Annotated in this window: 17 protein-coding genes; 2 read left to right on the plus strand and 15 right to left on the minus strand. The window is 69.7% G+C overall.

Features of this window, described 5'->3' with window-relative positions:
• Positions 1-19 precede the first annotated feature (19 nt).
• Complete coding sequence (gene dnaE / locus BM272_RS03435; protein ID WP_093427322.1) at positions 20-3,565, minus strand: DNA polymerase III subunit alpha; 3,546 nt, start codon at positions 3,563-3,565, stop codon at positions 20-22.
• On the minus strand, positions 3,562-4,155 hold the full coding sequence (rnhB, locus tag BM272_RS03440) for a ribonuclease HII (RefSeq protein WP_093427323.1): 594 nt from the start codon (positions 4,153-4,155) through the stop codon (positions 3,562-3,564). Before rnhB ends, dnaE begins: the two co-directional genes overlap by 4 nt.
• Positions 4,156-4,299: 144 nt before the next feature.
• On the opposite strand from rnhB, the gene BM272_RS03445 reads away from it, so the two are divergent.
• Together BM272_RS03445 and lpxB are read left to right on the plus strand one after the other, a co-directional pair.
• A complete protein-coding gene (locus BM272_RS03445) occupies positions 4,300-5,406 on the plus strand; it encodes a DegT/DnrJ/EryC1/StrS family aminotransferase (protein ID WP_093427324.1) in 1,107 nt (368 codons plus the stop codon).
• Positions 5,403-6,554, plus strand: coding sequence for a lipid-A-disaccharide synthase (gene lpxB / locus BM272_RS03450; RefSeq protein WP_093427325.1), 1,152 nt, complete (start codon positions 5,403-5,405; stop codon positions 6,552-6,554). The genes BM272_RS03445 and lpxB overlap by 4 nt, the downstream gene beginning before the upstream one ends.
• Here the strand turns inward: lpxB and lpxA are convergent.
• Genes lpxA through rpsB form a run of 13 tightly spaced genes read right to left on the minus strand, consistent with a single transcriptional unit; the run spans position 6,551 to position 18,794 of the window.
• A complete protein-coding gene (lpxA, locus tag BM272_RS03455) occupies positions 6,551-7,318 on the minus strand; it encodes an acyl-ACP--UDP-N-acetylglucosamine O-acyltransferase (protein ID WP_093427326.1) in 768 nt (255 codons plus the stop codon). The genes lpxB and lpxA overlap by 4 nt on opposite strands.
• The gene (gene fabZ, locus BM272_RS03460; RefSeq protein ID WP_399348699.1) at positions 7,315-7,752 is read right to left on the minus strand and encodes a 3-hydroxyacyl-ACP dehydratase FabZ; all 438 of its coding nucleotides are present in this window, start codon (positions 7,750-7,752) and stop codon (positions 7,315-7,317) included. Before fabZ ends, lpxA begins: the two co-directional genes overlap by 4 nt.
• A 23-nt stretch (positions 7,753-7,775) precedes the next feature.
• On the minus strand, positions 7,776-8,798 hold the full coding sequence (lpxD, locus tag BM272_RS03465) for a UDP-3-O-(3-hydroxymyristoyl)glucosamine N-acyltransferase (RefSeq protein ID WP_093427328.1): 1,023 nt from the start codon (positions 8,796-8,798) through the stop codon (positions 7,776-7,778).
• A 4-nt stretch (positions 8,799-8,802) separates the two neighbouring features.
• Complete coding sequence (locus BM272_RS03470) at positions 8,803-9,339, minus strand: OmpH/Skp family outer membrane protein (RefSeq protein ID WP_093427329.1); 537 nt, start codon at positions 9,337-9,339, stop codon at positions 8,803-8,805.
• Between the two features lie 19 nt (positions 9,340-9,358).
• Positions 9,359-11,638: an outer membrane protein assembly factor BamA gene (gene bamA / locus BM272_RS03475; protein ID WP_159433010.1), complete on the minus strand. Its 2,280-nt coding sequence runs from the start codon at positions 11,636-11,638 to the stop codon at positions 9,359-9,361.
• Positions 11,639-11,679: 41 nt separating this feature from the next.
• A complete protein-coding gene (rseP, locus tag BM272_RS03480; protein ID WP_093427331.1) occupies positions 11,680-13,041 on the minus strand; it encodes an RIP metalloprotease RseP in 1,362 nt (453 codons plus the stop codon).
• A gap of 3 nt (positions 13,042-13,044) precedes the next feature.
• Positions 13,045-14,232 carry a 1-deoxy-D-xylulose-5-phosphate reductoisomerase gene (ispC, locus tag BM272_RS03485; RefSeq protein ID WP_093427332.1) on the minus strand — a complete coding sequence of 396 codons (1,188 nt, stop codon included), beginning with the start codon at positions 14,230-14,232 and terminating at the stop codon, positions 13,045-13,047.
• Entirely contained in the window at positions 14,229-15,026 is a 798-nt protein-coding gene (locus tag BM272_RS03490) for a phosphatidate cytidylyltransferase (protein ID WP_093427333.1), read from the minus strand. The genes ispC and BM272_RS03490 overlap by 4 nt, the downstream gene beginning before the upstream one ends.
• Positions 15,023-15,775, minus strand: coding sequence for an isoprenyl transferase (locus tag BM272_RS03495; RefSeq protein WP_093427334.1), 753 nt, complete (start codon positions 15,773-15,775; stop codon positions 15,023-15,025). Before BM272_RS03495 ends, BM272_RS03490 begins: the two co-directional genes overlap by 4 nt.
• Before the next feature lie 22 nt (positions 15,776-15,797).
• Positions 15,798-16,355, minus strand: coding sequence for a ribosome recycling factor (frr, locus tag BM272_RS03500; protein ID WP_093427335.1), 558 nt, complete (start codon positions 16,353-16,355; stop codon positions 15,798-15,800).
• Positions 16,352-17,095 carry a UMP kinase gene (gene pyrH, locus BM272_RS03505; protein WP_093427336.1) on the minus strand — a complete coding sequence of 248 codons (744 nt, stop codon included), beginning with the start codon at positions 17,093-17,095 and terminating at the stop codon, positions 16,352-16,354. Before pyrH ends, frr begins: the two co-directional genes overlap by 4 nt.
• Positions 17,096-17,102: 7 nt before the next feature.
• A complete protein-coding gene (gene tsf, locus BM272_RS03510) occupies positions 17,103-17,993 on the minus strand; it encodes a translation elongation factor Ts (RefSeq protein WP_093427337.1) in 891 nt (296 codons plus the stop codon).
• Between the two features lie 6 nt (positions 17,994-17,999).
• Positions 18,000-18,794 (minus strand): 30S ribosomal protein S2, encoded by a 795-nt coding sequence (gene rpsB, locus BM272_RS03515; protein WP_093427338.1) that lies wholly within the window; start codon positions 18,792-18,794, stop codon positions 18,000-18,002.
• Positions 18,795-18,922 lie beyond the last annotated feature (128 nt).

Below are 18,922 nucleotides of genomic sequence, written 5' to 3' on the forward strand. Positions count from 1 at the left end.
GCGGGACAGTCGCTGGATTCTAGCCTGCCGGCGGTGCCGGTGTCACGGCGGGGCTGCCGTATTCCAGGGCCACGGCCTCCTCGCCCGCCAGCCGGCGCAGCCGGTGGAGGCATTCATCCGCCGGGCGCAGGGACCAGTCGCCGCTGAGGAAGAGCCGCGCCCGGGCCTGGTGGTTGGCATAGTCCACGGCGACCCGGCAGGGGCCGTCACCGAAGGTGGTCAGGAGTTCGCGCAGCTCCTCGACGACCGTCTCGTCGGTCCGGCCGCCGTCCAGGTCGATGACGATGCCGCGCAGGAAACGGGTCCGCGCCTGCTCGATATCCATGAGCTCGTCCACGGTGAGCCGCAGGCCGCCGGTGTAGTCGTCCTCCTCCAGGGCGCCGGTGGCCACCACCAGCTGATCCCGGCCCACGTGGTGGCGGTGCTGCTCCCACGCCTCGGGGAAGACGATGGTCTCCAGCCGCCCGGTGCGGTCGTCCAGGGTGAGGAAGGCCATCTTGCCGGGGCGGTCGGCATCCGCGTTCTTGGGGCGGCGGGTGGACAGACCGATGACCAGCCCGGCCACCACCACTCGCTGGCCCACGCAGCTGCCGAGATCCGCCAGGCGGGCGGTGGTCAGGGCGTTGAGCTCGGCGTCGTAGCGGTCCACCGGGTGGCCGGTGAGATAGAGCCCCAGGGTCTCCTTCTCGCCGCGCAGGCGCTCGTCGTCACTGTAGTCGGCCACCTCGGTGGCGGCGGGGGTGACGGCCGCCGCCGGTTCCAGGCCGAAGAGGTCGTTCTGCCCGGCGGCGGCGTTGCGCGAGGCCTGGTCGGCCAGGGAGAGCGCCTCCGGCAGGGTTGCCATGAGGCTGGCGCGGTTGGTCCCCAGGGCATCCAGGGCGCCGGCCCGGATGAGCGCCTCGATAGTACGGCGGTTCACGGCGCGCAGATCCACCCGCTGGCAGAAATCAAAGAGGTCAGCGAAGGGGCCGCTGGCGTCGCGCTCACCGGTGATGGCGTCGATGGCGGCGCGCCCCACCCCCTTCACCGCCCCCAGGCCGTAGAGGATGGTGTGGCGGTCGCTGGCCGTGAAGCGGTAGTGGCAGGCGTTCACGTCCGGCCGCTCCACGGCCAGGCCGATGGAGCGCGCCTCCTCGATGAAGGGGACCACCTTGTCGGTGTTGTCCATGTCCGAGGACATCACCGCCGCCATGAAGGCCGCCGGGTAGTGGGCCTTGAGCCAGGCGGTCTGGTAGGAGAGCAGGGCGTAGGCGGCGGAGTGGGACTTGTTGAAGCCGTAGCCGGCGAACTTCTCCATGAGGTCGAAGATGCCGGTGGCGTGGGCCTCGCTCATGCCGCGGGCGGTGGCGCCCTCCAGGAAGATCTGGCGCTGCTTGGCCATCTCCTCCGGCTTCTTCTTGCCCATGGCGCGGCGCAGCAGGTCGGCCGCGCCCAGGGAGTAGCCGCCCAGCTCCTGGGCGATCTGCATCACCTGCTCCTGGTAGAGGATGACGCCGTAGGTCGGCCCCAGGATGGGCTCCAGGGCGTCGTGGTGCAGCTCCCGGGTGGGATAGGCGACGGCCGCCTCACCGTGCTTTCGGTTGATGAAGTCGTCCACCATCCCCGACTGCAGGGGACCGGGACGGTAGAGGGCCACCAGGGCGATGACGTCCTCGAAGCTGTCCGGTCGCAGGCGGCGGATGAGGTCCTTCATGCCGCGGGATTCCAGCTGGAAGACGGCGGTGGTGCGGCACGCCTTGAGCAGATCGAAGGCGCCCTTGTCGTCCAGCGGGATGTGGGCGATGTCCACCGGCTCCTCGCCGGCCTCGGCGCGCTGGGCGTTCACCGTCTCCATGGCCCAGTCGATGATGGTCAGCGTGCGCAGGCCGAGGAAGTCGAACTTCACCAGGCCCACCGCCTCCACGTCGTCCTTGTCGAACTGGGTCACCGGGGAGTCGGCGTCCTCTTCCTGGTAGAGGGGGGTGAAGTCGGTGAGGTCGGTGGGGGCGATGACCACGCCGCCGGCGTGCTTGCCGGCGTTGCGGGTGAGCCCCTCCAGGGAGCGCGCCAGGTCGATGACCGCGCGCACCTCGTCGTCGTTGTCGTAGCGCTCCTTGAGGGCCTCTTCCTGCTCCAGCGCCTTGTCCAGGGTGATCCCGATCTCGAAGGGGATGAGCTTGGCGATGCTGTCCACGAAGCCGTAGGGGTGGCCCAGCACCCGGCCGGTGTCACGGACCACCGCCTTGGCCGCCATGGAGCCGTAGGTGATGATCTGGGAGACCTTCTCCCGGCCGTACTTGTCGGCGACGTAGTCGATGACGTCGTCCCGGCGCTCCATGCAGAAGTCGACGTCGAAGTCGGGCATGGAGACGCGCTCGGGGTTCAGGAAGCGCTCGAACAGGAGGTCGTACTTCAGCGGGTCCAGATCGGTGATGGTCTGGGCGTAGGCCACCAGGGAGCCGGCGCCGGAGCCGCGCCCCGGCCCCACCGGGATGCCGTTCTCCTTCGCCCAGCGGATGAAATCAGCGACGATGAGGAAGTAGCCGGGGAAACCCATCTCGTTGATGACGCCCAGCTCCCGATCCAGACGCTGATCGTAGGGCACCCGGGTCTCGGCGAAGGCCGGGTCGTGGGGGTCCTCGACGCCGAAGTCGGTGGCCAGGCGCCGGTCCAGGCCGGTGCGCGCCTCCTCCGCCAGGTGCTCGGCGGTGGTCATCCCCTCGGGAACCGGGAAATCGGGGAGGTAGTTCTCCCCCAGGGAGAGGGTAAGGTTGCAGCGCTCCGCCACGGCGACGGTGTTTTCCAGCGCCTCCGGCAGGTCGGCGAAGAGCTCCGCCATCTCCGCCGGGGTGCGCAGGTACTGCTCGGCGGAATAGTCCCGGGGCCGACGCGGATCGTCCAGGGTCCGGCTCTGGTGGATGGCGACCCGCGCCTCGTGGGCCTCGAAATCGTCGGCGGAGAGGAAGCGGACGTCGTTGGTGGCCACCACCGGCGTCCGGCTCCGCGCCGCCAGGTCCGCGGCGGCGTGGAGGTGGTCCTCCTCCCCCGGCCGGCCGGTGCGGGTGACCTCCAGGTAGAAGCCGTCGGGGAAGCGCTGGCGCCAGACCTCCAGGGCAGCCCCGGCGGCCTCCCCCTCGCCGGCCAGCAGGGCGCGGCCGATCTCCCCCGCCATGCCGCCGGACAGGGCGATGAGGCCGGCCCCGACCGGTTCGCCGTCGCGCACCTCGTCCAGCCACTCCGGCTGGACCAGCGGCAGGGAGCGCGGCCCCCGCTCCAGGTAGGCGCGGGAGATGAGCCGGGTGAGGTTGCGATAACCGGCGTCGTTGCGGCAGAGGACCACCAGCCGGTGGGGGTCGCCGGGATCGGCGGGATTGGGCAGCCACAGGTCACTGCCGACGATGGGCTTCACCCCGGCGCCCTCGGCGGCGCGGTAGAAGCGGACCAGGGAGAAGAGATTCACCGGATCGGTGATGGCCACCGCCGGCATGCCCGCCTCGGTGGTCGCCTTCACCAGCGGCTTCACGCGGATGGTGCTGTCCACCAGGGCGTACTCGGAGTGGACGTGGAGGTGGACGAAGCCGGTCATGCCGCGCCCCCCTCCACCAGGCGGCGCACCGGGGCGAAGCTGCGTCGGTGGAGGGGGCACGGCCCCAGCTCCTCCAGGGCCGCGCGGTGGGCGGCGCTGGGATAGCCCTTGTGGCCGTCGAAGCCGTACCCGGGGAAGTCGACGGCGGCGGCGACCATCTCCGCATCCCGGGCCACCTTGGCCAGAATGGAGGCCGCACCGATGGCGGCGACGGAGCCATCCCCGCCCACCACCGCCTCGCCGGGGCACGGCAGGATCGGCAGGTGGCGGCCGTCCACGGCGCAGAAGGCCGGCTGCTGTTCCAGGGCGGCCACGGCGCGCTCCATGGCCAGCAGGGTGGCGCCGTGGATGTTGAGCCGGTCGATCTCCTCCACCTCCGCCCGGCCCAGGGCCCAGACCGTGGACTCACGGATGGTCGTGGCCAGTGCCTCGCGCCGCCGGGCGGTGAGCCGCTTGGAGTCGGTGAGACCCTCCACGGGCCGCGCCGGGTCGAGGATCACGGCCGCGGCCACTACCGGTCCGGCCAGGGGGCCGCGCCCCACCTCGTCCACCCCGGCCAGGGGCCGGGGCCAGTCTGCCGCCTCGTTCATGCTGCTCCTGAAGGTCTCGTCGATCCCGGTAAGGAAAGACCTCCACGATACCGCGACGGCTTCCGATCAGCCAGATTGCCCCCGCAATTGATCGCCGGATGGGCGGGTGCGATCATCGCCCTCACCCCGGGCGCCAGGACCGCCATGCCGACCAGCCATCCCCCTGCCACCGTGATCCCGATGATGGACCGGGCCCGCCAGTACCGGGCTCTGCGCGACCACCTGGAGCCGGCGCTGGCCGAGGCGCTGAGCGCCGGCGAATACGGCCCGGGCGCCGCCGTGGCCGCCTTCGAGGCCGAGGCCGCGCAATGGCTGGGCGTCGAGCAGGTGGTGGCCTGCGCCTCCGGCGCCGATGCCCTGCGCCTGGCCCTGCTGGCTGCCGGTATCGGGCCCGGCGACGAGGTGATCACCCCGGCCTTCGCCGCCCCGGCGGCCGCGGCGGCCATCCATCACGTCGGGGCCACGCCGGCCTTCGCCGATATCGACCCGGCAACCCTCACCCTGGAACCGGACGCGGCCAGGGCGACCCTGGGCCCGCGCACGCGCGCCCTCCTCCCCGCCCATACCTTCGGCCGGATGGCCGACATGGAGGGCCTGGTCGCACTGGCCCGCGAACACGACCTGCTGCTGCTGGAGGATGCCACCCACGCCTTCGGCGCGCGGGCCGGCTCCACGCCGGCCGGCGGTTTCGGCCTGGCCGGCGCCCTGGACCTGGGACCGGAGAGCCCGCCGGGGGGCTTAGGCGACGGCGGCCTGGTCATCACCGGTTCCGCGGCCGTGGCCGAGCGCCTGCGCCAGCTACGCTCCGCCAAGGCCGACGAGGTGGCCGGCTGGGGCAGCCACCTGGACGAGCTGCAGGCGGTGGGCCTGCGCGTCCAGCTGGCCCGTCTGCGGGTCCACGCCGAGGCACGCCGGCGGGCTGCCCGGCTCTACCACGATCTCCTGGACGAGATCCCGGGGATCGAGCCGCTGCCCGAGGCGCCGCGCGGGGCCCATGCCCATCAGCGCTACGCCGTGCGGACCGCGGCGCGCACCACCGTCCGGGAGCGGCTGGCCGCGGCCGGGATCGCCTCGGCGGTGGACCACGCCGTGGCACTCCACCGGCGGCCGGTCTTCGCCGATCCGGCCCCGCGCCGCCCCCTGCCGGCGGCGGAGGCCGCGGGGGACGAGGTCCTGACGCTGCCGCTCTTCCCCGAACTCACCAAGGACGAGATCCACACCATCGCCGACACCCTCCGGGAGACCCCATGAGCCAGCAGGAACCGACCATCATGGTGGTCGCCGGAGAGACCTCCGGCGACGCCCATACCGCCGAGGTGGTCCGCGCGATTCAGGAACGCCGGCCCGGGGCGAGCTTCTTCGGCGTCGGCGGCGAACGGCTCCGCGCCGCGGGCGTGGACCTGCAGGTCCACGCCGACGAGCTCTCGGTAATGGGGATCGTCGAGGTCCTGCGCCACTATCCGCGGCTACGCGGCATCCTCAAGCGCCTCCAGGGGCTGCTGGCCGAGCGCCGGCCGGACCTGCTCATCGTCACGGACCTCCCCGACTTCAATCTGCGCCTGGCTGCCACCGCACAGGCGCTGGGGATCCCGGTACTCTACTACGTCAGCCCCCAGGTCTGGGCCTGGCGGAGCAAGCGGGTGAAGGTGATCCGGGAGCGGGTGGACGCCATGGCGGTCCTCTTCCCCTTCGAGGTGCCCATCTACGAGGCGGCCGGCGTGCCAGTACGCTTTGTCGGCCACCCACTGGTCCGCGACACCCCCACCGACCGCGACCCGGTGGCCGCCCGCCACGCCCTGGGGCTGCCGGAGAGCGGGCCGGTGGTGGGGCTGCTCCCCGGCTCCCGGCGCAGCGAGATCGCCCAGCTCATGCCTCCGCTGGCCGACGCCGCTGCCCGGCTCCGGCAGAGCCACCCCGATGTCGCCTTCGTCGTCCCGGTGGCCCCCTCCATGGACCGGGAGGCCATCACCGGCCCCCTGGCCGAGGCCGGGGTGGAGGCCACGCTGGTGGACAGCTCGGCCTTCCACGACGTCATCGCCGCATCGGATGCCGTGGCCAGCGCCTCCGGAACGGCCACCCTGGAGGTCGCCCTCATGGAGACCCCGCTGGTGGTCACCTACAAGGTGGCGCCCCTCACCTACGCCATCCTGCGGCGACTGGTGAAGCTCGACCACGTCAGCCTGGTGAACATCGTCGCCGAGCGCGGCGTGGTCAAGGAATTCATTCAGGGGGAGGCCACCGGGGCCAACCTGGCCGGCGAACTGGAGCGGCTACTGGATGATGGCGAGTATGCCGAGGGGATCCGGCGCGATCTCGCCGGCCTGCGCGCCCGCCTGGGCGAGGGCGATGCCGCGTCCGGCGTGGCCGACTGGGCGCTGGAGCTGGTGGACGCCGGCTAGCGCAGGATCCCGCGCTCGCTGCCGGCGACGAAGTCGGCCAGCCGGCGCACCGCCTGATTGGGCGAGCCCTGCAGGCGGTCCAGGGCGTCGGTGGTGGTATGGCCCTGGCGGTAGAGGGTGCGGTAGGCCTCGCGCAGCGCGCGGACATCGTCCTTGTCGAAGCCGTGGCGGTTGAGCCCCTCGTTGTTGAGGCCCCGCGGCTCGGCGGGATGGCCGGCCACGCGGACGAAGGGGGGGATGTCCTTGCCCACCACCGACCCCATGCCGGTGAAGGCGTACTCCCCCAGCCGGCAGAACTGGTGGATCAGGGTGAAGCCACCGAGGATGGCGTGATCGGCGACCTCCACGTGGCCGGCCAGGGAGGCGCCATTGGCAAAGATGGTCCCGTTGCCCACCTGGCAGTCGTGGGCGATGTGGACATAGGCCATGATCCAGTTGTCGTCGCCCAGCCGGGTCACGCCGACATCCTGCACGGTGCCCCGGTTGATGGTGACCGATTCGCGGATCACGTTGCGATCGCCCATCTCCAGGCGCGTGGGCTCGCCGGCGTACTTCTTGTCCTGAGGCATCTCGCCCACGGAGGCGAACTGGAAGATCTGGTTCTCCCGCCCGATGGTGGTGGGCCCCTGGATCACGGCGTGGGGGCCGATCCAGGTATCGGCGCCGATGGTCACATCGGGGCCGATGATGGCGAAGGGCGAGACAGTGACGCCCTCTCCCAGCTCGGCGCCGGGGTCCACCACCGCCCGGGGGTCGATGGTCATTCCACACCCCGTTCGGCGCACATGAGATCCGCCGAGGCGGCGACCTGACCGTCCACGCGGGCCTCGCCGGAGAACTTCCAGACGGCGCGGGAGGAACGGACCACCTCCACCGCGAGATGGACCTGATCCCCCGGCACCACCTGCTGCTTGAAGCGGGCATTGTCGATGCCGACCAGGAAGTAGAGGGAGCCGTCGCTGGGCCGCCGCTCGGTGCTGCGGAAGGCGAGGACGCCGGTCGCCTGGGCCAGCGCCTCGAGGATCAGGACCCCCGGCATTACCGGCCGCTGGGGGAAGTGGCCGGTAAAGAAGGGCTCGTTGTAGGTCACGTTCTTAAGGCCCAACAGGCGCTGCCCCGGCTCCAGTTCCAGTACCCGATCGATGAGCAGGAACGGGTAGCGGTGGGGAAGGTGCTCCAGCACCTGATGGATGTCCATGGTCTCCAAAGGCTTTTCCTCGGTTACTGATTTCCCTGGCCCCGACCGCGCTCCAGGGCGCGCAGCCGTCGGGCCATGTCGTCGAGCTGACGGAAGCGCGCGGAGTGGCGGTTCCACTGATCGTTGGGCTCCGCCGGCATGCCGGAGGAATAGACCCCCGGCTCACGGATGGAGCGGCTGACCAGGGACATGCCGGTAACCGTGACCCCGTCAGCAATGGTGAGATGCCCGGCCACACCAACGCCGCCCCCGAGGGCGCAGTGGCGCCCGATCCGGGCGCTCCCGGCGATGCCGACACAGCCGGCGATGGCGGTATGGGCCCCGATGTGGACGTTGTGGGCCACCTGGATCTGGTTGTCCAGTTTGGCCCCCTCCTCGATGACCGTATCTTCCAGGGCGCCGCGGTCCACGGTGGTATTGGCGCCGATCTCGACATCGTCACCGATGACCACGCTCCCCACCTGAGGCACCTTGAGCCACGCCTCCCCCTCCCGGGCCAGGCCGAAGCCGTCGCTCCCCACGACCACCCCGGGATGCAGGATGACCCGCTCGCCGAGGGTGACGCCGTGGAGCACGGTGACTCGCGCCACCAGCCGGGAACCGCTACCCACGCGGGTCCCGGCGCCCACGTGGCACCCGGACCCGATGACGGCACCGGAACCGATGGTGGCACCGCTCTCGATCACGGCGTGGGGCCCGATGGCAGCGTCGTCCGCCACCCGGGCATCGGGCGCGACCACGGCAGTCGGGTGGATACCGGCAGCCAGCCGCGGTGCCGGGTCGAAGAGGGTTGCGATACGGGCGAAAGCGGCGTGGGGGTTGGCTACCTCCACCGCATCCACGGGGCTGTCGACGGCGCCGCCCTCGCCCACCAGCACGGCCCCGGCGGCGGTCGCGGCCAGGGTGTCCGCAGCGCGGTCGGTGGCGAAGCTCAGATCCGTGGGACCGGCGCTCTCCAGGGAGGCGACTCCCTCGATGGTTCGCTCGGCATTGCCGTGAAGCTGCCCCCCTACGCGTTCGGCGAGGGCACCTAGGGTCCAGGCCATGGGATCAGGAGTCCTCGGCCAGGGACTTGAGGCGCTCCAGGACCCGCGGCGTGATATCCACGCTATCGGCGGCGTAGATGACGTTGTCGCCGAGCACCACGTCATAGCCCTCGTTCTTCGCCAGCTCCTCGATCACTTCGAAGATGCGCTGCTGCACCTGACCAAGCTCCTCGTTGCGACGGGCATTGACGTCCTGCTCGAAGGATTGCTGGGCGCGCGCCAGCTCCTGCTGGCCCTGGCGAACCTCGGACTCCAGGGCCTCCCGCTGGCTGGTGCTCATGAGGTCGCCCTCGCTCTCCAGGCGCTGCTGCTTCTGCTGAAGCTCTTCCTGCTTACGACCGAGCTCCTGGCGGCGGGAGCCGAATTCCTCCTGCAGCCGCTGGTTGGCGGACTGGGCCTGGGGCGCCTCCTGGAAGAGCTTGGCGATGTTGACCACGCCGATGCGCGCAGAGGAGTCCTGCGCTGCTACCGGGCCGGCGGCGGCCATCCACAGGGCCGCCAGGGCGGCCAGCGTTATCCGAATGGACTTGCTGAGAGACACGGCTCCTCCTCAAGGCACCCTAGTAGGGCGTGCCGATGTTGAACTGGATGGCATCGAGCTCGTCGCCGCTCTCGTGGGCGAGGGGCTTGGCGTAGCTCAATTTTAATACGCCCATGGGGGTCAGCCAAACCACGCCGGCCCCGTAGGAGGCCCGGAAATCCTCGGGGGCGAACGCGTCGACATCCTCCCAGACGTTGCCGGCATCCACGAAGAGCCCCAGGCGCAGCGACTCGCTCCCCCCCGGCGGGAAGAGGTACTCCAGGGTGGCATTTGCCTCAAAGGCGCCGCCGATGGAGCGGTCGATCCCCTCCCCGGTGGCGCGCGGCCCCAGGGAGTTGGAGCGGAAGCCGCGCACGGAACCGGTACCGCCACCGTAGTAGTTCTCGAAGATGGGAAGGTCCTCGGTGCCGCCGTAACCGTCACCGTAGTTGACCTCCATATCCAGGGCGAGGGTCGATTCCTCGAACAGCGGAACCCAGTACTCCGGCCGCAGGCTCGCCTTGAAGTACTCCAGTTTGCTGCCCGGCAGTGCGGTCTTGAGGGAAGTCCGCAGGCGAGCCCCATCGGTGGGGAAGACCCCCTGGTTGCGGCTGTCGTAGTTCCAGCCGGTGGTCAGCAGCACGTTGCCGTAGCGGCCGCCGTACTCGTCGAGGAACTCGAAGATCTCGTCGGGGGAGTTGGAGGTCGATTTGAGGTTGGTCTCCTGGTAGTCCAGGCCCAGGCGGAAGCTGCTGGTCTCCCCCTGGGGGAAGCCGTAGCTCACGCCGCCGCCGTAGGAGTCGGTGATGTAGCTGGCAATGTAGGCCTCGCCGGCATCCGTGGAGCGGTAGAAGCCGTTGAAGCTTCGGCTCACCCCGTTCTTCGTGTAGTAGGGGTTGGTGTAACTGGCGTCGTAGACCGTGCTCACCTCGGAGTTATTCACCGTGAGGCTGTTGTGCGTCCCGGTACCGAGGAAGTTGCGCTGGCTGACGCTGGCATTGACCAGCGCCCCCTGGGACTCGGAATAGCCCACGCCGGCGGAGAGGGAGCCCGAAGGCCGCTCGGTCACGGAGACCTTGAGGTCCACCTGGTCGTCGGTCCCGGAGACCCGCTGGGTCTCGATGTTGACCTGTTCGAAGAAGCCCAGCCGATTCAGGCGCCGGCGCGAGAGGTCCACGCGGGAGGGCAGGAGCAGGGCCCGCTCCATCTGCCGGATCTCGCGCCGGATCACCCGGTCCTTGGTCTTGGTGTTGCCGGTGATCTCGATGCGCCGTACGTAGACCCGTTTGCCCGGCTCCACCCGGAACGTGACCCCGACCTCGCGATTCTCACGGTCAAAGGAGGGCTCGGGATTGACGTTGGCGAAGGCGAAGCCCTCTTCCGCCAGGCGCTCCGTAATCCTTTCGCTGGTCCGTGTTACACGGCTGCGCGAGAAGACCTCGCCGGGCTCGATGGCGACCAGGTCCTCCAGCTCTTCCCGGGGAACGGGGAAGCGCCCCACCAGCCGGGTCTGCGACACCGTGAACTGCTCGCCCTCCTCGACGTTGACGTCGATGTAGACCTCCTCCAGGTCCGGCGTCAGCGAGACCTGGCTGGAGGTGATGCTGAAATCGACATAGCCGCGGTCGAGGTAGTGGGAGCGCAGGGATTCCAGGTCACCGGTGAGGCGCTGCTGGGAATAGCGATCATTGCCGGAGAAGAACTGCAGCGGACCGCGCGGACCCAGCTGGAAGTCGTCCAGGAGGTCGGCCTCTTCGTAGGCGCGGTTGCCGGTGATGTTCAGGCCCTGGATCCGGGCGACATCCCCCTCCCGGATATCGATGTTGACCGCCACGCGGTTCCGCGCCAGCGGCTCCACCGTGGTATCAATGGCGACGCCGTACTTGCCGTTGGCGTAATACTGCCGCCGCAGCTCCTGCTCCATGCGATCCAGTACGGAACGGTCGAAGATGCGGCCCTCCACCAGGCCGATCATCTCCAGATTCTTTTCCAGGTCCTCGCTGCGGATGTCCTCGTTGCCCTCGATGGAGAGGCTGGCAATGGAGGGCCGTTCGCTCACCTGGATGACGAGGGTATCCCTGTCGCGCTCCAGGCGGACGTCGTGGAAGTAGCCGGTGGCAAAGAGCTCCCGGACCGCGGCCGCAGCGAGGCCGCCATCCAGTTCGTCGCCCTCCTCCACGGGAAGATCGTCGAGAACGCTGCCGGCGGAGATCCGCTGCAGCCCCTGGACTTCGATGGCCTCCACCCGGAAGGGGTCGAAGGCGTGGGCCGTGCTTGCCAGGAGGCCGCCGAGGGCGACCCCGAGAATCCATCTGAACATCATCCCGCCCGTTAGGGAGCCGTTGAACCCATCCCCCCGCATCAGGAGAAGAGCCGCGACAGGTCGTTATAGAAGGCCAGCCCCATTAGGGCGAGAATGGCCGCGAGGCCGATGCGCTGGCCCAGGGCCTCGGTCTGCTCGGAGACAGGGCTGCCCTTGAAAAGCTCGATACCGTAATACAGCAGATGGCCGCCATCCAGTAGCGGCACCGGCAGGAGGTTGATGACCCCCAGGCTGATGCTCACCACCGCCAGGAACGAAATGAACTGCACGAAGCCGGCATCGGCGGTATAGCCGGCGAACTGGGCGATGGTGATGGGCCCGCTGAGATTCTCCAGCGAGGCCTGGCCGACAACCATCCGCCCCAGCACCTTGAGGGTCATGGTCGCGGTCTCCCAGGTCCGGATCACGCCCTCGCCCAGTGCCGCCACGGGGCCGAAGCGCTGGACGGCGCGATACTCCGCCGGCATCGACCCCGGCGGCTCCACCCCGGCCCCGATGCGGCCATAGGGCTCCCCTTCCGGTCGCGGAACGGCCTCGGGGGTCACGGTGACCTGACGCTGGCCGAGGTCATCCTCCACCGTCAACGCCAGCGGCTCGCCGGGGCTGGCCTGGACCCGCTCCACAAGTTCGCGCCACCCGGCCACCGGCTCCCCCGCCGCTGCGGCGATGCGATCGCCGGCCTTGAGACCGGCCCGGTCCGCGGGACTGCCCGACTCGATCTCGCCGAGGACCGGCGGAATGGCCGGCCGCGCCGGGGTCATGCCCAGACGCCCGCCCAGGTCGCCGCTGCGCGCGGCATCCGGCATGCGCGGGACCTCCAGGGTCACCGTCTCCTCGCGGCCGTCACGCTGCAGGGTAATCTTCACCGTCTCGCCGTCCAGGGCCGCCGGCAGCAGGGACTGCATGGCCGCCCCCCAGGTCGAGGCCGGCCGCCCCTCCACAGCGACGATGGCGTCCCCGGCTGCCAACCCGGCCCGGGCAGCGGCGGAATCCGGATCGACGGCGTCCACCGTCGCCTGCAGGCCGGGCATCCCCAGGACCAGCATCAGCCAGTAGGCGACGATGGCGAAGAGGAAGTTGGCCACCGGACCGGCGAGCACCACGGCGGTCCGCCAGCCCAGCGGGCGGTTGTTGAAGGCGCGATGGCGCTCGGCCGGGTCCACCTCGCCCTCGCGTTCGTCCAGCATCTTCACGTAGCCACCGATGGGCAGTGCGGCCAGGACGTATTCCGTGCCGTCCTTTCCGGTCCGGCGCAGCAGGGGGCGGCCCATGCCCACGGAGAAGCGCAGCACCCGCACCCCGGCCCAGCGCGCCACCCGGAAGTGGCCGTACTCGTGGACCGTGACCAGTATGCCGATGGCCACCGCGAAGGCAGCGAGCGTGAACAGGAGATCGCCCATGTACTAGGGACTCCCGTGAGCGGGCAGGAGTTGCATGGCCGCCTCGCGCGCCCGTTCGTCGGCGGCGAGGATGGTCGCCAGCTCCGCCGCGGGTTCGGCCGCCACCCGGTCCAGCGTGGCAGCGATGACCCGGGCGATACCCGGGAAGTCCAGTGTCCCGTCCAGGAAGGCGGCCACCGCCACCTCGTTGGCGGCGTTGAGGATGGCCGGCGCCGTCCCCCCCTCGCGTATGGCGCGGTAGGCCAGGGGCAGGCAGGGGAAGCGCTCGGGGTCCGGGGCCTGGAAGTGGAGCGTCCCGCAGGCCACCAGGTCCAGGGGATCCACCCCGGCATCCACCCGATCCGGCCAGGCCAGGGCGTGGGCGATGGGGGTGCGCATGTCCGGATTGCCCAGCTCCGCCATCACCGCCCCGTCACGATAGCTCACCATGGAATGGACGATACTGTCGGGATGGATGACCACCTCCACCCGGTCGGGATCGGCGCCGAAGAGCCAGCAGGCCTCGATGACCTCCAGCCCCTTGTTCATCATGGTGGCCGAGTCCACGGAGATCTTGCGGCCCATGTCCCAGTTGGGGTGGGCGCACGCCTCGTCCGGCGTCACCGCGGCCAGGTCGGCGGGGTCCCGGTCCCGGAAGGGCCCGCCGGAGGCGGTAAGGAGGATCCGCTCCACCCCGGCGGCATCCAGGTCGGGGCGGCCGTCGGGCAGGCACTGGAAGATGGCGTTGTGCTCGCTGTCGATGGGGAGCAGCTCGGCGCCGCCCTCCCGGACGGCCTCCATGAAGAGCGCCCCGGCCATGACCAGGGACTCCTTGTTGGCCAGCAGGACGCGCTTGCCGGCGCGCGCGGCGGCCAGGGCCGGCCGCAGTCCGGCGGCACCGACCACCGCCGCCATGACCTGGTCCACCGCCGGGTCGCCGGCCACCGCCTCCATGGCCTCGATCCCGGCCTGCACCTGGATGCCGGTGAGCCCCTCGTCGGCAAGGCGCGCGCGCAGCCGGTCGGCGGCGGCGGCATCCGCCATGACCACCACCGCCGGACGGAACTGCCAGCACTGCTCCACCAGCGGCTCCTCGCGACTGCCGGCCGCCAGGGCCAGGACCCGGAAGCGATCCGGGTGGCGGGCGATGACGTCCAGCGTACTGGTACCGACGCTGCCGGTACTCCCGAAGACGGCGATGTTACGACTCATGTCACCAGCTCCAGGCCCAGGACGAAGACCGGCGTCGCCGCAAGCAGGCTGTCCACGCGATCCAGGACACCGCCGTGGCCGGGAAACAGGGTCCCGCTGTCCTTGCGATCGGCGGCGCGCTTGAGCAGGGACTCCCCGAGATCGCCGACCACGGAGGCCGCCACCGTCACGGCCGCGACCACCGAGAAGCCGGAGGGGATGGTGAGGCCGGCCGCCATCGCGATGGCACTACCCGCCAGCAGGGCCAGGGCGAGCCCGCCGATGGCGCCCTCCCAGGTCTTGCCCGGGCTTACGGAAGGCGCCAGCCGGTGGCGGCCCAGGGCGCGCCCGGCGAAGTAGGCCCCGGTATCCGCGCCCCAGATGGTGAACATCAGCACCAGGACCCACCAGGGGCCGTCGTCCAGCCCGTGGAGATGGGCCAGGGAGAACCAGGCCGGGATGATGGCGAGCAGACCGGCGGCACGACCGAGGGGATGGCGCCACAACCAGTCGCCTCGAGGGTGAGCGAACACCAGCCCCAGGACGCCGAGCCACCAGGCGGCGCCCACGGCCGCGACGGCCACTGGCGCCGGTTCGGCCAGGACCACCCCGGCCGCCAGGACCCCCACCAGGCCGACGTAACCCACCGAGCCTGCCGGGGAGCAACCGCTGAGATCCCCCCACTCGCGGGCCCCCAGGAGGATAAAGAAGGCGATGAGCCCGGCGAAGGCCCCGGTGGGCAGGAGCAGGATGGCCGTAATGAGGCCCGCTGCGAGGATCGAGGCCGTGATGACCCGCTTGGCGAGCACGCTCATCTTCCCACCTGCTCGCCGGTCTTGCCGAACCGGCGCTGCCGACCCCGGAAGGATTCCAGTGCGGTCTCGAAGGCGTCCCGATCGAAATCGGGCCACAGGGTATCGGTGAAATAGAGCTCCGTGTAGGCGAGCTGCCACAGCACGAAGTTGCTGATCCGCTGCTCGCCCCCGGTGCGGATGAAGAGATCGGGCTCCGGGAGGTCGGCCAGGGCCAGCTCGGAACCCAGACGCTCCGGTGTGATGGCCTCGGGGTCCAGCTCCCCGGCCCGGGCCCGCTCCGCCAGCCGCCGGGCAGCCGTGGCGAGATCCCAGCGCCCGCCGTAGTTGGCGGCGATGTTGAGATTCAGGCCGGTGTTGTTGCGGGTCTGCTCCTCGCCGGCGGTGATGCGCTCGGCCAGGGCATCGGAGAGGCCGGAGCGGTCACCGATGATGCGCAGGCGGACATTGTTCTCGTCCAGCCGGTTCACCTCCCGCTGCAGGGCCTCCATGAAGAGCTCCATGAGCGCCCCCACCTCGGTGGCCGGCCGCCGCCAGTTCTCGGTGGAGAAGGCGAACAGCGTCAGGGCTTCGACTCCCTTCTCCCCGCACGCCTCGACAAGGGAGCGGACATTGCCGACTCCCGAGCGGTGGCCGGCGACCCGCGGCATCAGGCGCTTGCGCGCCCAGCGTCCGGAGCCGTCCATGATGACGGCCACGTGCCTTGGAACGGGGCCGTCCCCGGAGCCCGTCGAGTCGCCCTGATCTGCCATCGCCAACGCTACTCTCCGGGGCCTAAAGGGACATCAGGTCCTGTTCCTTCTCCTCGGCGACCTGGTCCACCAACCCCGTGTACTTGTCGGTGAGCTTCTGGATCGCCTCCTCGCCCGCGCGCTCGTCGTCCTCGGAGATCTCCTTCTCCTTGAGCAGGCCCTTGAGGTCCGAATTGGCGTCCCGACGGATGTTGCGGATGGCCACCCGCGCCTTCTCCGCCTCCTGGCGGACCAGCTTGCCCATCTCCTTGCGCCGTTCCTCGGTGAGCGGCGGCAGGGGGACGCGGATGAGGTCCCCGTTGGTCGCCGGGTTGAGGCCCAGATCGGAGTTCATGATGGCCTTCTCCACCACCGGCACCATGGACTTCTCCCATGGTTTGACGGTGAGGGTCCGGGCATCCTCGACCCCGATATTGGCCGCCTGATTCAGCGGCATCTCGGAGCCGTAGTACTCCACGGTGATATGGTCGAGCAGGCTGGAGTGGGCCCGGCCGGTGCGGAGCTTGCGCAACTCCCCGCGCAGGGCATCCACGGATTTCTCCATGCGCTGTTCGGCGTCTTGCTGGATGTCGTCGATCATGCGGCTTCCCCTCGTTCCACCAGGGTACCCTCGTCCTCCCCCTGGACCACGCGCATCAGCGCCCCGGGCTTGTTGATGTTGAAGACCCGGAGCGGGAGATTGTGGTCCCGGCAGAGGACGATGGCCGTGGCATCCATGACATTGAGTCGGCGGGCCAGGACGTCGTCGTAGGTCAGGTGAGCGTAGCGTTCCGCCGCGGGGTTGGAGACCGGGTCGTCGGAGTAGACCCCGTCGACCTTGGTCGCCTTGATGACGATGTCGGCATCGATCTCGATGGCGCGAAGGCTGGCCGCGGAATCCGTGGTGAAGAAGGGATTCCCGGTGCCGGCGGCGAAGATCACCACCCGCCCCTTCTCCAGGTGGCGAATGGCGCGGCGCCGGATGTAGTCCTCACAGACCTCGTGCATCTGCAGGGCCGACATCACCCGGGCCTTGAGCCGCTGCTGCTCCAGGGCATCCTGCATGGAGAGGGCATTCATGACCGTGGCCATCATGCCCATCTTGTCAGCAGTGGCCCGGTGCATGCCCGAGGCCGCCAGAGAGACGCCTCGGAAGATGTTGCCGCCACCGATGACCAGACCCACCTCGACGCCGGCGGCGGCGATCTCTTCCACCTCCGCGGCGATACGCTGGATGACGGCGGGATCCACCCCGAAGGAGCGATCCCCCATCAGGGCCTCGCCCGAGAGCTTCAGCAGAACCCGCTTGTAGCGGGGCTGTCCCGATTCGCCGTCTCCCATTCGCGTCTTAGCTCCCCTGGACCTGGGCCATGACCTCTTCGGCGAAGTTGGCCTCTTCCTTCTCGATGCCCTCGCCCACCTCCAGGCGGACGAAGCGCACGGTCTTTGCGCCCTTGTCCTCGAGGAGCTGCGCCACGCTCTGGTCCGGATCCTTGACGAAGGGCTGGCCCAGCAGGGTGACCTCCTTGAGGAACTTGTTGATCCGGCCCGTGATCATCTTCTCGATGATGTCCTGGGGCTTGCCGCTCTCCTCGGCCTGGGCCTGAAAGACGGCCTTCTCCTTCTCGATGAGCTCCTGCGGGACGTTCTCCTCGGCGATGCAGGCCGGGTTGCTGGCGGCCACGTGCATGGCGATGTCCCGGGCCAGGTCGGCGTCGCCGCCCTCCAGCTCCACCAGCACGCCGATGCGCTCGCCGTGGAGATAATGGTTGAGAACGCCGTTGCCGCTGGTCTCGAAGAGCTCGAAGCGGCGGATGTCCATGTTCTCGCCCAGCTGGGCGATGAGCTGCTTGAGGGACTCGCGGATGGTCTCCGCATCGCCGGTGCGCGGGGCCATGTCCTTGAGGGCCTCCACATCGGCGGGCCGATCGCGGACGATGCGCTCGGCGATGCCCTGGGCGTACTCCTTGAACTGATCGCCCCGGGCCACAAAGTCGGTCTCGCAGTTGAGCTCGACGATGGCGCCGGCGGAGCCGTCATCGCTGTAGGCCACGGCGATGCGGCCCTCGGCGGCGGTCCGGTCGGCCTTCTTGTCGGCCTTGGCAAGGCCGGTCTTGCGCATGTGCTCGACCGCGGCCTCCATGTCGCCCTCGGTCTCCGTGAGGGCCTTCTTGCACTCCATCATGCCGGCGCCGGTGCGCTCGCGCAGCTCCTTAACCTGGGCAGCAGAAATTGCCATGGTCGTTCAACCCTCCGTCTGTTCGGTCGTCTCGGCTTCCGGCGCCTGCTCGGCGGCCTCGGAAGCGGGGGCCTCGTTCTCTTCCATCTCCACGAAGTCATCCGCGCCGAGATGGGCAGTGGAGCGCCGGCCCTCGTCAACGGCATCGGCGATGGCGGTCACGTACATGCGCACCGCGCGGATGGCGTCATCGTTGCCCGGGATGACGTAATCGACACCCTTGGGCGAGTTGTTGGTATCCACCACGCCGACCACCGGGATGCCCAGCTTGTTGGCCTCGTGGATGGCGTTCTTCTCGAAACCGACATCGACCACGAAGAGCGCGTCGGGCAGGCCGTTCATGTCCTTGATGCCGCCGAGGCTGCGCTCCAGCTTCTCCATCTCGCGGGTGCGCATCATCGCCTCCTTCTTGCGCATGGAGGCGAAGGTGCCGTCCTGGCTCATGGTCTCCAGGTCCTTGAGGCGGCGGATGGACTGCTTGACCGTCTTGAAGTTGGTCAGCATGCCGCCGAGCCAGCGGTGGTCCACGTAGGGCATCCCGCAGCGCTGCGCCTCGGTGCGGATGATCTCGCGGGCGGAGCGCTTGGTACCGACGAAGAGGATGTTCCCCTTGCGCGCGGCCAGGCCGCCGAGGAAGTTCTGGGCCTCTTTGAGCGCGGGGACCGTCTTCTCGAGGTTGATGATGTGGATCTTGTTGCGGGCGCCGAAGATGTAGGGCGCCATCTGCGGGTGCCAGTAGCGGGTCTGGTGGCCGAAGTGGACGCCGGCCTCCAGCATGTCTCGCATGGAGATGTTGGCCATGTCGGTTGACTCCTGATTGTCGGGTTGCGCCTCCACGGACCCCGCGCGCCGAACCCCTTGCGGGGCACCCCGACGCGCGTTGCGCGGGTCCGTGTGTGGATTCATCCGGCGGGTAACCCCGCGGATGT

The organism is Thiohalospira halophila DSM 15071, from assembly GCF_900112605.1.
In the GTDB taxonomy this organism is placed as follows: Bacteria; Pseudomonadota; Gammaproteobacteria; order Thiohalospirales; family Thiohalospiraceae; genus Thiohalospira; species Thiohalospira halophila.